Source organism: Streptomyces cavernae (assembly GCF_004023625.1).
Taxonomy (GTDB): Bacteria; Actinomycetota; Actinomycetes; order Streptomycetales; family Streptomycetaceae; genus Streptomyces; species Streptomyces cavernae.
The window spans coordinates 132,731-146,224 of record NZ_RPDJ01000005.1 but is presented as its reverse complement, the minus strand read 5'-3'; the positions used below and the strand labels follow the sequence as shown (position 1 = coordinate 146,224).

Below are 13,494 nucleotides of genomic sequence, written 5' to 3'. Positions count from 1 at the left end.
GGGAGGTCCGGATGGCAGCGGGAGCACCGCACTCGGGAGTGGGCCGGGTCATCGGCGGCCGTTATCTGCTGCTGAACCGCCTCGGCAGCGGCGGCATGGGCCATGTGTGGCTCGCCCACGACCAGCGCCTGGTCTGCGAGGTGGCGCTGAAGGAGATCGTGTTCCGCAACCCTGCCGAAGCCGGGGAGGAGCGCTCGGCACGGGTCGCCCGGGCGCGCGCCGAGGCCCGGCACGCGGCGGGATTACGCGGCCATCCGCACGTGGTGACCGTGCACGACGTGCTGGAACACGAGGGGCTGCCGTGGATCGTGATGGAGTACGTGTCCGGAGCGCTCGACCTGCGCGACCTGGTCGCCCGGCGCGGCCCGCTGGCACCCGCCGAGGCCGCCCGGATCGGTCTCGCGGTGCTGGACGCGCTGACCGCCGGCCATGACCGCGGCATCATGCACCGGGACGTCAAACCGGCCAACATCCTGCTGGCGCCCGACCGCACGGGCGCCCCGTACGCACGGGTGCTGCTGACCGACTACGGCATCTCCGTACAGCCGGACGCCGGAGAGACCCGCTACACCCTGCAGTCGGTTCTGGTGGGCACAGCCGGATATCTCGCACCGGAGCGGGCCACCGGCGGGCCGCCGACCCCCGCCGCCGACCTGTTCTCGCTGGGCTGCACGCTCTACTTCGCCGTCGAAGGCATCGGCGCCTTCGAGCGCGACTCCGATCTGGCGGGGGTCACCGCGGTGGTCCTCGACGAGCCACGGCCGATGCTGCGGGCGGGCGCGCTGGAGCCGCTGCTCCAGGCCATGCTCACCAAGGATCCGGTGCGGCGGATCTCGGCGGCGGAGACCGCCGCGGCGCTCGCGCAGATCATCACCCCGCAGACGCATCCGCGCACGCAGGTGGACATCGGCTCGGAGCCGCCGTGGGCGAGCGGGAATCCCCCGGCAGGGCAGCCCGGTCACGGATACGGAAGCGCACCGTCCGAGCACGGCTTCCCACGCCCCTGGCCCGGCCCGCAGTCACCCGGGCACCCTCAGACGCAGCCACCGACCGCGACCGCGCACGGGGCCCCCGTCCGACCGCTCGGGAACGGCGCACCGGGCGGGGAGCCGGTGCCTCCCGGGCAGGGCGACCGCGCGTCCGGAGGTTCGGGTCCGGACGAGGCCCGGTGGGGCACGGCCGCCGGGCACCACGGCGGTCCGGCGGCCCGGCCCGGTGAGGGCCATGCGACCGGGCGCGGTCCGGGCGCCTGGCCCGGCGACGGAGATCCGTACGGGCCGGGAGGCTCCCCGCAGGGCCCGGTCCACTCCTCCTCCCCCGGCTCACGGCGTCGGCAGCGGCCCCGGGTCCTGCACGCCCTGCTGGGCGGGTTCCTGGGCACGCTGCTCGCCCTCGGCGGAGTCTGGTACGCCATGGCCAACCGCGTGCAGGACGATTCGGGGCTGCCGTACGGGAGCGCGGTCGGGCTGGCGGAGCCGCTCAAGAACGGGGACTGCGTGATCGCGGACTGGCCGGAGAGACCGTTCCGGGGCACCCCGAAGCTCACGGTCGACCCCACCTGCAGGGACAGGTCGCCGGACGGCCAGGTGATGGCCGTGGTCGAGTCCGCGTCGGCCGAGCAGGCACGCACACAGGCGCCCGCGCAGTGCGAGGAGCGGACCGAGGAGGTCCGCAGAATGCTCGCCGACGTACGCGGCTACGCCCTGCTGCCGACCGAGGACGGCTTCGAGGCGGCGGGACGGCGCACGCCCTGTCTGCTGCTCGGCGCACACGGGCCCGTGTTCGGTCCGCTCGGGGAGCACCGCGAGCCGGGCATGGCGTTCGACGACACGGCCAACATGCAGAAGCAGGACTGCCTCGACCGGCGTTCGGCCCGCTCGGCGCTGCTGGTCTCCTGCGAGGGCCGGCACGACCAGCGGGTGCTGAATTTCATCCGGCTGAGCCCGGGCACCAGCCCTGACCAGGCCCGGCGCACCTCCCTGGACGCCTGCGAACGGGACGTGCCACCGAGCCAGTACGGCTATGACCCGAACTCCTACGAGAGCGCGTTCTGGCTCAGCGGCTACTGGGAGGCCGGCCCGCACTTCGTGGTGTGCACCGTCAAGCGGCAGGACGGGGCGGCCATGGACAAGGACGAGCCCTGAGCCCGGAAGCGCCGAGCCGTAAGCACCGAGCCGTAAGCACCGACGGGTCGTGAAACTCCCCTCTGTCCTGGGCGGCCTCTGGCGGAGTGCGCCCTGCCGGGCGAGGATGGGCCGAGGCGGTGGAGCCGCCGAGGAGGAGGGTGCGTGCGATGCCCGGTTCTACGAAGACGATGGGGGTGCTCACCGTCGGAGGGCTGGTCGTGGTGACGGCCTACACGGTGGCGCTCGGCAGCAACGGATGGCTGTGGTTCGGTTGGGTGGTCCTCGGACTGATCACGCTAGGCATGATCGTGTCGCGGAACACCTGACGGTCACTCGGTGGGCAGTCGGCCCTGGGGGTGCACGCCCGGCTGGTACTTGGGCAGCCGGGCCGTGATCTTCATCCCCGCTCCCACCGCGGTCTCGATGACGAGTCCGTAGTCGTCCCCGTAGACCTGCCGCAGCCGGTCGTCGACGTTGGACAGGCCGATACCACCGCCGGAGGCGTCGGCGTGTCCGGCGAGGATGCGCCGCAGCCGTTCCGGGTCCATTCCGCTGCCGTTGTCCTCGATGACGACCAGGGCCTCGGCGCCGGCGTCCTGCGCGGTGATGCTGATGTGGCTCTTGTCGGTCTTGCCCTCCAGCCCGTGTTTCACGGCGTTCTCTACGAGGGGTTGCAGACAGAGGAAGGGCAGGGTGACCGGCAGCACCTCGGGGGCGATCTGGAGGGTGACCGAGAGGCGGTCGCCGAAGCGTGCCCGGACCAGCGCCAGATAGTGGTCGATGGCGTGGAGTTCGTCGGCGAGCGTCGTGAAGTCGCCGTGCCGTCGGAACGAGTAGCGGGTGAAGTCGGCGAATTCCAGGAGGAGTTCCCGGGCGCGCTCGGGGTCGGTACGGACGAACGAGGCGATCACGGCGAGGGAGTTGAAGATGAAGTGCGGGGAGATCTGCGCCCGCAGTGCCTTGATCTCGGCCTCGATCAGCCGGGTGCGGGACTGATCGAGGTCGGCGAGCTCCAACTGGACCGACACCCAGCGGGCGACCTCGCCCGCGGCGCGGACGAGCACGGCGGACTCGCGCGGTGCGCAGGCCACCAGAGCGCCGTGGACACGGTCGTCGACGGTGAGCGGCGCGACGACCGCCCAGCGCAGCGGGCAGTCCGGTTCCTCGCACCGCAGCCGGAAGGCCTCGCCCCGGCCGCTGTCCAGCGGGCCGCCGAGGCGTTCCATGAGCTGGGTGCGGTGGTGTTCGCCCACGCCGTCCCAGGCCAGTACGGACTCCCGGTCGGTGAGACAGAGGGCGTCCGTGCCGAGCAGGGTGCGCAGCCGTCGCAGCGACTTCCGGGCGGTCTCCTCGGTGAGTCCGGCGCGCAGGGGCGGTGCGGCGAGCGAAGCGGTGTGCAGGGTCAGGAAGGTGGCGTGCTCGACGGGCGTGCCCAGGTCTCCGAGCTGCCGAGGACGCGCGGTGCGTCGGCCCAGCCAGAAGCCGGCGGCGAGCAGGGGAAGCACGGCGACGCAGAGCCCGGCGAGGAATCCGCTCATGGAGCGTCCTCCTTCCTGTGTGGGGCGGTGGCCCGCGCCCCGTACGCGGCTCCCGCCACGGCGCCGGACTCGGCAGCCGGGTCCACCGCGTGCCCGCCCGAGGGCCGGGGGAGCCCGGTGCGGTCCGCGGCCGCGGGCCGCCGGGGGCTGATCGCGCGGTTTCCCGCGCCCCTGGGTGCGCCCGCCCCCGCCCGGCAGGCGACCCACGGGCCTCCCGTGGGAGGTGCCGCGCCCCGGGGCGGGGCCGCGGATCGACACGGCCCCGCGCCTCGGGGGGCGCGGAAACCGGCCGGTCTCGGCAGGGCTCTCATGTCTCCGTCTCCTTCACGTTCACGGCCGCCCGGACCGCGCCGCCCCCGGACAGTTCCTCCGGCAGGTGGAAGCGGGCCAGGATGGCCGCCGTCCCCGGTGGGACCCGGCCCTGGGTGGCGAAGGAGACCAGGATCATCGTGAGGAAGCCGAGCGGTACCGACCAGAGTGCGGGCCAGGCGAGAAGGGCGTGGAGGGTTCCCGTGCCGGGGTAGCCGGCCATCGTGGCGGCCACCGCGACCAGGGCCGAGCCGCCGCCCACCAGCATTCCGGCCGCCGCACCCGGCGGGGTCAGCCGGCGCCACCAGATGCCGAGGACGAGCAGGGGGCAGAAGGAGGAGGCGGAGACGGCGAAGGCGAGGCCGACCGCGTCGGCGACCGGCAGCCCGCCCACAAGCACGCTGGCCACCAGCGGTACGGCCATCGCGAGGACGGTGCCGAGCCGGAAGTGCCGTACGCCCCGGGAGGGCAGCACGTCCTGGGTGAGCACCCCGGCCACCGCCATGGTCAGTCCGGACGCCGTGGACAGGAACGCGGCGAACGCCCCGCCCGCCACCAGTGCCCCCAGCAGATCTCCGCCGACCCCGCCGATGATCCGGTCCGGAAGGAGCAGGACCGCCGCGTCCGCGTCCCCGGTGAGGGTGAGTTCGGGGGCGTACATCCGGCCGAGTGCGCCGTAGACGGGTGGCAGGAGGTAGAAGGCGCCGATCAGGCCGAGCACGACGACCGTGGTGCGGCGGGCGGCGACCCCGTTCGGGCTGGTGTAGAAGCGGACGACCACATGGGGCAGTCCCATGGTGCCGAGGAAGGTCGCGAGGATCAGCCCGTATGTCGCGTACAACGGCCGCTCCTCGGAGGCGAGCGAGGTGGCGATGCTGGCCTCACCGGAGGTCGCTGTCCCGTCGGAGCGCGCGGCGGGCACGGGGTCTCCCTCGGCGAAGGTCAGCCGGGTGCCGGGCGCGATGTGGTGCACCCCGGCCGACAGGGACACCCGCTCTTCCGTGTAGTCCCGCTCGTCGACGGTGCCGTTCGCCACCACCTCCAGGGGGCGCGCGAGCCTCAGGTCGAGTCCCTCCTCGATCCTGACGGCCCGCTGCTCACGGAAGGTCGCCGGTTCGTCGAAGGCGTGGGACGGGGCCCCGTCGCCCTGCCAGGCCAGGACGAGGAAGAGGGCGGGGACCAGCAGCGCGGTCAGTTTGAGCCAGTACTGGAACGCCTGCACGAAGGTGATGCTGCGCATGCCGCCCGCCGCCACGGTCGCCACCACGACGGCCGCTACCAGCACGGCACCGATCCAGTCCGGCGCATCGGTCAGCACGGCGAGCGTGAGCCCGGCTCCCTGCAGCTGCGGCAGCAGGTACAGCCAGCCCACGCCGACCACGAACGCGCCCGCGAGACGGCGTACGCCCTGGGAGTCGAGCCGTGCCTCGGCGAAGTCGGGGAGCGTGTAGGCACCCGAGCGGCGCAGCGGTGCCGCGACGAAGATCAGCAGGAGGAGGTATCCGGCGGTGTAGCCGACCGGATACCAGAGCATGTCCGGGCCCTGGATGAGCACCAGCCCCGCGATGCCCAGGAAGGACGCCGCGGAGAGGTACTCGCCGCTGATGGCGGCCGCGTTGAGGCGTGGGCCGACGGTGCGGGAGGCGACGTAGAAGTCGGACGTCGTCCGCGAAATCCGCAGCCCGAAGGCGCCGACGAGGACGGTCGCGACGACGACGAGGGCGACCGCGGGCACGGCGTAGTTCTCGTTCACGGTTCGCTCCGGCCCCCGGGACCGGCGCCCCCGCCCCGGCGGGGCACGGCTAGGGGGTGCTTCGAAAGTCCTGTGCGGTGCCCGCGGTGTCCGGTGCGTGCTCTCGGAGTGCCGGACGAAAGCCCTCGTACTGGACGTACTTGGGCTTTCGGCCGGTGCGGCGAGAATGCGTGCCGGGCGCCCCCTAGTGCCCCGGCAGGCAACGTTCGCCCGTCAAGGGGCGGCGTCCGGTACGTCCTCTCGGGCACCAGCAGCCCGCTGCCCGTGACCATCAGCGGTCCTCCACCAGCCGCGCGAAGTCCTTCTCGTTGCGGTCGGCGCGGCGCACGTACCAGCGGGCGAGCAGGACCAGCGGCGGGTAGACGCAGAAGCCGAGGACGGTCCATTCCAGGCCGGCGCCGTCCGGCATCGCGGCGAAGAGCAGCGGCAGCGGGCCGACGAGCAGGGCCAGCACGGCCAGCACCGTGAGCGCGGTGCGCAGCTGGCTGCGCATGAGGGAGCGGACGTAGGTGTGACCGAGGGTGGTCTGCTCGTCGATCTCGGTGCGCGGCCGGTACCCGGTCAGCCGGCGGGTGCGGCGCGGTACGCCGGTGACGACGACACGGCGTTCGGTGGGGTCCTGTGGCATGTCCCGGCTTCCCTATCCCGTGGTCCGGCGGTGCATCAGCAGATCCCGCAGTTCGCGTGCGTGCCGACGGCTGACCTGCAGTTCGACGTCGCCGATGAGGACGCTCACGGTTCCGGCGTCCAGGCGGAGCTCACCGATGTGCCCGAGGGAGACGAGATGACTGCGGTGGATGCGCACGAAACCGCGCGAGCGCCAGCGTTCTTCGAGCGTCGAGAGGGGGATGCGTACGAGATGACTGCCCTGGCCCGTGTGCAGCCGGGCGTAGTCGCCGTGGGCCTCGACATGGGTGATGTCCTCGACGGCGACGAAGCGGGTCACTCCGCCGAGCTCGACGGATATGTGGTCCGGGTCGGGTTCGTGCACGGGTATGCGCGGGGTCTTGTCCATGAGCTGGTCGGCCCGGCGTACGGCCTCGGCGAGCCGCTCCTTGCGCACCGGCTTGAGGACGTAGTCGACCGCCTTGAGGTCGAAGGCCTGGACGGCGAAGTCCTCGTGGGCGGTGACGAAGACGACGAGCGGCGGTTTGGCGAACCCCGTCAGCAGCCGGGCCAGGTCGAGCCCGTCGAGCCCCGGCATGTGGATGTCGAGGAAGACCACGTCGATCGCGTCGGGGCCGTCGGGGCCCGACTCCAGGGCCCGGTTGATCCGGCGCAGCGCCCCGGTGGCGTCGCTCGCCCCTTCGACGCTGGTCACCCGGGGGTCCGCGTTGAGGAGATACAGCAGTTCCTCGAGTGAGGGTTGTTCGTCGTCGACGGCGAGGGCGCGCAGCATGAAGGTGGAGTGTAGGAGCAATCCGTACGTGTGCACATGTGCGCTGCGTGTACGTCTGCGCTGGGTACGGTGGCGCGTCGACGCAGGGCACGGTGTCCGTCGCCGCTGGGTACGGTGACGCCATGACCACCAAAGCGGCACCTTTCGACGAGTTGGACCGAAAGATCGTCACCGCGCTCATGGCGAACGCCCGGACCAGCTTCGCCGAGATCGGCGCGACGATCGGCCTGTCGGCGACGGCGGTCAAGCGCCGGGTGGACCGGCTGCGCGAGACGGATGTGATCACCGGGTTCACCGCCACCGTGCGGCCGTCGGCGCTGGGATGGCGCACGGAGGCGTATGTGGAGGTGTACTGCGAGGGTGCCGCGCCTCCGCGGCGGCTCGCGGAGGTGGTGCGCAACCATCCGGAGATCACGGCGGCGATGACGGTGACCGGCGGGGCCGACGCCCTGCTCCACGTCCGGGCCACGGACGTGGAGCACTTCGAGGAGGTTCTGGAGCGCATCCGGACCGAGCCGTTCATCCGCAAGACGATCAGCTACATGGTGCTGTCCCACCTTCTGCCGGAGAGCCCGGAGGCCGGCGCGAGCCAGCCGGCTCCGCCCTCGGGAACGGCAAGCCCGCGGCTTCCCTGAGCTTCGTACTGGGACGCGAGAGAAGGACGTGGCGGGTGTCCTGGAGATCGTTCGCCCAAACGCAGTGAAGCTGCGTTCATGCCTGGATTTGCGCAGCAACCCTGCGTACACGCGCAGCTTTCTTTCCTTGTCGGCCCTTCCCTGGACTTCTTACCGTTGAGGCAACCCTCGTAGTCAGCCGCAGAGAGCGGAGGGACCCCTCTGTGCCCAACCGTGTGCCGCGCCCGAGGCGCTTTCTGGTCTGCGATCCCAGACACTTCGCCGTGCAGTACGCCATCAATCCCTGGATGCATGAGGACACGCGGGTCGACGTCGACCTGGCCCGCGGCCAGTGGCAGGAGCTGATCAGCGCCTACCGGGCCCACGGTCACACGGTCGACACCGTCGAGCCGGTTGCCGGGCTGCCCGACATGGTGTTCGCGGCCAACGCAGCCCTCGTGCTGGCGGGCCGCGTCTTCGGCTCCTACTTCCGCGCCCCGCAGCGGCGCCCCGAGTCGGACGCGTACGAGACCTGGTTCAAGACGGCCGGCTTCGACGTCCGGAAGCCCACCTCCGTGTGTGAGGGGGAAGGCGATCTTGTGTGGACCGGGCGCTATCTCCTGGCCGGCACCGGTTTCCGCACCACCCGGAGGGCACACCGCGAGGTACAGGAGTTCTTCGGCGTGCCGACGATCAGTCTGCAGCTGGTGGACCCGCGCTTCTACCACCTCGACACCGCGCTGTTCGTCCTCGACGGCGGGCGCGAAGGAAACATCGCGTACTACCCGGAGGCCTTCTCCCCCGGCAGTCGGGAGGTCCTGGCGGCCCTGTATCCCGACGCCGTGATCGCGACCCGCGAGGACGCGATGGCGTTCGGCCTCAACTCCGTCTCGGACGGCCGCCACGTCTTCATCGCACCGCGCGCCGAGGCGCTGGCCGGTGAGTTGGACCGCCACGGTTACGTTCCCGTCCCCGTCGACCTGTCGGAGTTCCACAAAGCCGGCGGCGGCATCAAGTGCTGCACCCAGGAGATCCGCCCATGACCGCTCCCACGCTGTCCGCCGCCCGTTCGTCCGCCGAACTGATCCGTGCGGAGGAACCGGTACTCGCGCACAACTACCATCCGCTGCCCGTGGTCGTGGCCCGGGCCGAGGGCACCTGGGTCGAGGACGTCGAGGGCCGCCGCTACCTCGACATGCTGGCCGGGTATTCGGCTCTCAACTTCGGTCACCGCCACCCGGCGCTGATCGAGGCCGCGCACCACCAGCTGGACCAGCTGACACTCACCTCGCGCGCGTTCCACAACGACCGGCTGGCCGGGTTCGCGGAGGCGCTGGCCGAGCTGACGGGCCAGGAAATGGTGCTGCCCATGAACACCGGAGCGGAGGCAGTGGAGAGCGGTGTCAAGGTGGCCCGCAAGTGGGCGTACGAGGTCAAGGGCGTGCCCGCCGACCGGGCGACGATCGTGGTCGCGGCGGGCAACTTCCACGGCCGTACCACCACGATCGTCAGTTTCTCCACCGACGAGTCCGCCCGCGCGGGCTTCGGCCCGTTCACGCCGGGCTTCCGGATCGTCCCGTACAACGACCTCGGCGCGCTCGAGGCGGCCGTGGACGAGACGACCGCGGCCGTGCTGATCGAGCCGATCCAGGGCGAGGCGGGCGTGATCATCCCCGACGACGGCTATCTGCGCGGGGTGCGGGCGCTGACCGACCGGGCGGGCTGTCTGTTCATCGCCGACGAGATCCAGTCCGGCCTGGGCCGTACGGGGACGACGCTGGCCGTCGAGCACGAGTCGGTCGTCCCGGACGTGCTGCTGCTGGGCAAGGCGCTCGGCGGTGGGATCGTCCCGGTCTCGGCGGTGGTGGCCCGCCGCGAGGTCCTCGGAGTGCTGGGCCCCGGCGAACACGGTTCGACGTTCGGTGGCAACCCGCTCGCCGCGGCGGTCGGCTCGGCGGTCGTGGACCTGCTGCGGACGGGCGAGTTCCAGCGCCGCGCGGCGGAACTGGGCGTGGTTCTGCGGGACAGTCTGAAGGCGCTGGTCGGCCGGGGTGTCGTCGGTTTCCGCTCCCGCGGCCTGTGGGCGGGCGTCGATGTCGACCCGGCCATCGGCACCGGCCGGGAGATCAGCGAACGCCTCATGCGGGAAGGGGTGTTGGTCAAGGACACCCACGGTTCCACGATCCGTCTGGCGCCACCGCTGACGATCACGGAGGAGGAACTGCGCGGGGCGCTGGGGTCCGTCGAGAAGGTCCTCTCGGGCATCGGCTGATCGGGCCGGCCACCGAGACCGCCTGGGCCGCGGAGCACTGGACGTGACGACGGTGTCCGTGACGATTCGCCAGTGTTCCGTAGCCCGGACGGACTTGGGTGCAGGACGCCTCAGAACCAGAGGGCTCAGAACCCGCATGGGGCTCAGAACCCGCATGGGGCTCAGAACCCGCATGAGGCTCAGAACCGGAGGGGGCTCAGAACCCGGAGGGCGCGGGGACGTTGGTGCTGATCTTGCCGTGCACCGAGGTGTCACCGTAGGCGACCCGGATGAAGATGTTCGAGCTGCGGCCGCTCAGGGTGGCGGTCTTCGTCTTCCAGACCCCGTCGCACTCGCTGAACGCTGCGCTGCGCCCCGAGTCGGAGGCGATGGCCCTCGCCTTGGCGCACACCCCGTCCGTCTCCTCGTCGCGCAGCTGGAACTTCACCGTCTGCCAGTAGACGTTGTCGAAGATGTTCTTCCCCCAGGTCACCGTGCAGTTCCGGGTCCTGGCGTGGACGGTTCCGTCCCTGTCGGAGACGTACAGTGCCGCGCAGTCGACGGTCCTGGTGCGGTCACCGTCGTCCGCGGCGGCCGGAGTCGGCGCGAGAGCCGCCGCGACGAGCATCCCGGTCGCCGCCAGGCCGAAGACGGCTGTGGTCCGCGACCGGGGCCTGCGGATCGAGCGTACGGACATCGGTTTTCCCCTTCTGGTTTCACCACGTGCGGCGGAGTCCCGCCGGCGCGCTCTGGACCGGGAACGGCCACACGGCCGTCCCGGGTACGACACACGCCGCCGCGGGCCCTCGCGCCCGCGCTTCGCACGCATCACATCGTCGGACCAGAACCTTGCCGAAACCTTGCGCACGCGCCCCAGGGCCCGTACGCCTCGGCGCGGGAAACTCGAACAACACCCGCTCTGCTCGCAGTTCCGGCTCCCAGGGGTCGCAGAGGCACCCGCCTGCACCTACACTTGATCCCCTGGAGAAGCCCGCTGAACAGGGAAAACACCCGTCTGCGGCCGGCCACGCGGAGTGAGGAGCAGCCCCGTGTTCTACTACTTGCTCAAGTATGTGATCCTGGGGCCGCTGCTGCGGGTGGTCTTCCGGCCCAGGATCGAGGGGCTGGAGCATGTGCCGGCGTCGGGCGCTGCCATCGTCGCCGGGAACCATCTGTCGTTCTCGGACCACTTCCTCATGCCCGCGGTCCTCAAGCGGAGAATCACCTTCCTGGCGAAGGCGGAGTATTTCACCGGGCCCGGTATCAAGGGCAGACTCACCGCCTCCTTCTTCCGCAGCGCCGGGCAGATACCCGTGGACCGCTCCGGGAAGGAGGCGGGGCAGGCCGCGATCCGCGAGGGTCTTGGCGTACTCAGCAAGGACGAGCTCCTCGGGATCTACCCGGAGGGGACGCGCTCGCACGACGGGCGGCTCTACAAGGGCAAGGTCGGCGTCGCCGTCATGGCGCTGAAGGCCCGCGTGCCGGTGATCCCGTGCGCGATGATCGGCACCTTCGAGGCCCAGCCGCCCGGCAAGGTCATCCCGAACATCCACCCCGTGACGATCCGCTTCGGCAAGCCACTGGACTTCTCGCGCTACGCCGGGATGGAGAACGAGAAGGCGATCCTGCGTGCGGTCACCGACGAGATCATGTACGCGATCCTCGCCCTGTCCGAACAGGAGTACGTGGACCAGTACGCGGCGGTGGCCAAGGCGGAGCAGGCCGAGGCGGCGAAGGAGCGCAAGTTCCCGCGTCTGCCGCTGAGCTGACGGCCTGCCACACCCCCACGGCGCACGAACGAGGGGCGGCCCGGAGACTTCGGGCCGCCCCTCATCAGGTGGTACTGCGGCGGGACACTACGGTGCGGGCGTGGCGTGCGGGGTGCAGGTCACGTCCTTGGTGTCGGTCTTGCCGGTGAGCAGATAGCCGTCCACCCGGGTGTTGATGCACGGGTTGGCCAGACCGGTCACACCGTGCGAACCGGCGCCCTTCTCGGTGATCAGCCGGGATCCCTTGAAGCGCTCGTGCAGTTCGACGGCACCCTCGTACGGGGTGGCCGCGTCCCGCTCGGCCTGCACGATCAGCACCGGCGGCAGTTCCTTGCCCGACTTCACGTTCACCGGGGTCTGCCGCTTCACCGGCCAGGTGGCGCACGGCAGGTTCATCCAGGCGTTCGCCCAGGTCATGAACGGGTAGTTCTGGTGCAGCCGGGTGTTGTCGCGGTCCCACTTCTTCCAGCTGGTGGGCCACTTGGCGTCGGTGCACTCGACGGCCGTGTAGACGGCGTTGCCGTTCTCCGAGGCGATGTTGCCTGCCGTGTCGGAGAGGTCCGGCGCGGCCGCGTCGACGAGCGCCTGGGTGTCACCGGCGACGTACTTGCTGAACACCGTGGCGACGGGCACCCACGAGGAGTCGTAGTACGGCGCGCTCTGGAAGAAGGAGATCAGCTCGGCCGGGCCGACGACACCACCGATGGGGTTCTTCTTCGCGGTGGCGCGCAGCTTCAGCCACTGCTCCTGGACCTCGGCGCGGGTGTCGCCGAGGTGGAAGGTCGCGTCGTTCTTGGCGACCCAGTCCTGCCAGTCCTTCCAGCGCATCTCGAAGGCGACGTCCTGGTCGAGGTTGGCCTCGTACCAGATCTTCTCGCGCGACGGGTTGACGACGCTGTCCACGATCATGCGGCGCACGTGCCCCGGGAAGAGCGTGCCGTAGACCGCGCCGATGTAGGTGCCGTAGGAGACGCCGAGGAAGTTGAGCTTCTTCTCCCCCAGTGCGGCCCGGATGACGTCGAGGTCGCGGGCGGTGTTGGGCGTGGTCATCTGCGCCAGCACCTCCTTGCCGCTGCGCTCGGCGCATCCTTCCGCGTACTGGCGGGCGAGCTTCCGCTGGGCGAGCTTGTCGGCCTCGGAGTCCGGGACCGGGTCCGCCTTGGGCGCCTTGACGAACTCCTGCGGGTCGGCGCAGGAGATGGGCGCCGAGTGGCCGACACCCCGCGGGTCGAAGCCCACGAAGTCGTACGCCTTGGCGACGTTGGCCCAGATCGGGTTCTTGGTGGTGACCCGGCGCGGGAAACGCATGCCCGAACCACCGGGGCCGCCCGGGTTGTAGACGAGGGCGCCCTGGCGCTCCTCCTTGGTGCCGGTGTTGCCGATGCGGTCGACGGCGAGCTTGATCTGCTTGCCGTTCGGCTTGGCGTAGTCGAGCGGAACGGTGACCCAGCCGCACTGGATCGGCTTCTCCAGGCCCCAGTCGGCAGGACAGTCCTGCCAGTCGATGCCCGCCTGCGCGGCGCGGGCGGCGGCGATGGCCGCACCCCTCTGCTCACGGTCCTGGCCATGGCGTGTGTCAGCGCTGGCCGAAGGGGCCGCGACGGCGCCCGCTATCAGCGTGGCCGAGATGAGCGCCCCGGCCGAACCGAGCACCGTCGCCCGGTTCGTCGGTCTCATACCCCTCAAGTGGGACCTCCCCGTACGTCGTTGAGTGTTGACAGAGCGATCCTTGCGG

At 71.0% G+C, this 13,494-nt stretch carries 12 protein-coding genes; 6 read left to right on the top strand and 6 right to left on the bottom strand.

Features of this window, described 5'->3' with window-relative positions; translation table 11 throughout:
* Window positions 1–11 precede the first annotated feature (11 nt).
* Entirely contained in the window at window positions 12–2,144 is a 2,133-nt protein-coding gene (locus tag EF387_RS48345; protein WP_238431530.1) for a serine/threonine-protein kinase, read from the top strand.
* A gap of 149 nt (window positions 2,145–2,293) precedes the next feature.
* Window positions 2,294–2,452, top strand: a complete 159-nt coding sequence (locus EF387_RS47465; protein ID WP_202918269.1) for a hypothetical protein — start codon at window positions 2,294–2,296, stop codon at window positions 2,450–2,452.
* 3 nt (window positions 2,453–2,455) lie between these two features.
* Here EF387_RS47465 and EF387_RS15270 read toward each other — a convergent pair whose 3' ends face one another.
* The 4 genes from EF387_RS15270 to EF387_RS15255 form a co-directional block, all read right to left on the bottom strand.
* On the bottom strand, window positions 2,456–3,664 hold the full coding sequence (locus EF387_RS15270; protein ID WP_128377097.1) for a sensor histidine kinase: 1,209 nt from the start codon (window positions 3,662–3,664) through the stop codon (window positions 2,456–2,458).
* A 307-nt stretch (window positions 3,665–3,971) separates the two neighbouring features.
* Entirely contained in the window at window positions 3,972–5,726 is a 1,755-nt protein-coding gene (locus tag EF387_RS15265; protein WP_128377096.1) for a sodium/solute symporter, read from the bottom strand.
* A 271-nt stretch (window positions 5,727–5,997) separates the two neighbouring features.
* Window positions 5,998–6,354 (bottom strand): hypothetical protein, encoded by a 357-nt coding sequence (locus EF387_RS15260; protein WP_128377095.1) that lies wholly within the window; start codon window positions 6,352–6,354, stop codon window positions 5,998–6,000.
* A 12-nt stretch (window positions 6,355–6,366) separates the two neighbouring features.
* On the bottom strand, window positions 6,367–7,125 hold the full coding sequence (locus EF387_RS15255) for a LytR/AlgR family response regulator transcription factor (RefSeq protein WP_128377094.1): 759 nt from the start codon (window positions 7,123–7,125) through the stop codon (window positions 6,367–6,369).
* A gap of 122 nt (window positions 7,126–7,247) precedes the next feature.
* Between EF387_RS15255 and EF387_RS15250 the strand changes: the two genes are divergently transcribed.
* The 3 genes from EF387_RS15250 (at window position 7,248) to rocD (ending at window position 10,011) form a co-directional block, all read left to right on the top strand.
* Window positions 7,248–7,760: an Lrp/AsnC family transcriptional regulator gene (locus tag EF387_RS15250; RefSeq protein ID WP_128377093.1), complete on the top strand. Its 513-nt coding sequence runs from the start codon at window positions 7,248–7,250 to the stop codon at window positions 7,758–7,760.
* A 203-nt stretch (window positions 7,761–7,963) separates the two neighbouring features.
* Entirely contained in the window at window positions 7,964–8,782 is an 819-nt protein-coding gene (gene ddaH, locus EF387_RS15245; RefSeq protein WP_128377092.1) for a dimethylargininase, read from the top strand.
* Window positions 8,779–10,011, top strand: coding sequence for an ornithine--oxo-acid transaminase (gene rocD, locus EF387_RS15240; RefSeq protein WP_128377091.1), 1,233 nt, complete (start codon window positions 8,779–8,781; stop codon window positions 10,009–10,011). The genes ddaH and rocD overlap by 4 nt, the downstream gene beginning before the upstream one ends.
* Before the next feature lie 196 nt (window positions 10,012–10,207).
* Here the strand turns inward: rocD and EF387_RS15235 are convergent, their stop codons facing one another.
* Window positions 10,208–10,687, bottom strand: coding sequence for a hypothetical protein (locus tag EF387_RS15235; protein ID WP_128377090.1), 480 nt, complete (start codon window positions 10,685–10,687; stop codon window positions 10,208–10,210).
* Between the two features lie 352 nt (window positions 10,688–11,039).
* Between EF387_RS15235 and EF387_RS15230 the strand changes: the two genes are divergently transcribed.
* A complete protein-coding gene (locus EF387_RS15230) occupies window positions 11,040–11,759 on the top strand; it encodes a lysophospholipid acyltransferase family protein (RefSeq protein WP_128377089.1) in 720 nt (239 codons plus the stop codon).
* Window positions 11,760–11,846: 87 nt separating this feature from the next.
* On the opposite strand, the gene EF387_RS15225 is transcribed toward EF387_RS15230, so the two are convergent.
* Entirely contained in the window at window positions 11,847–13,445 is a 1,599-nt protein-coding gene (locus EF387_RS15225) for an alpha/beta hydrolase (protein WP_128377088.1), read from the bottom strand.
* Window positions 13,446–13,494 lie beyond the last annotated feature (49 nt).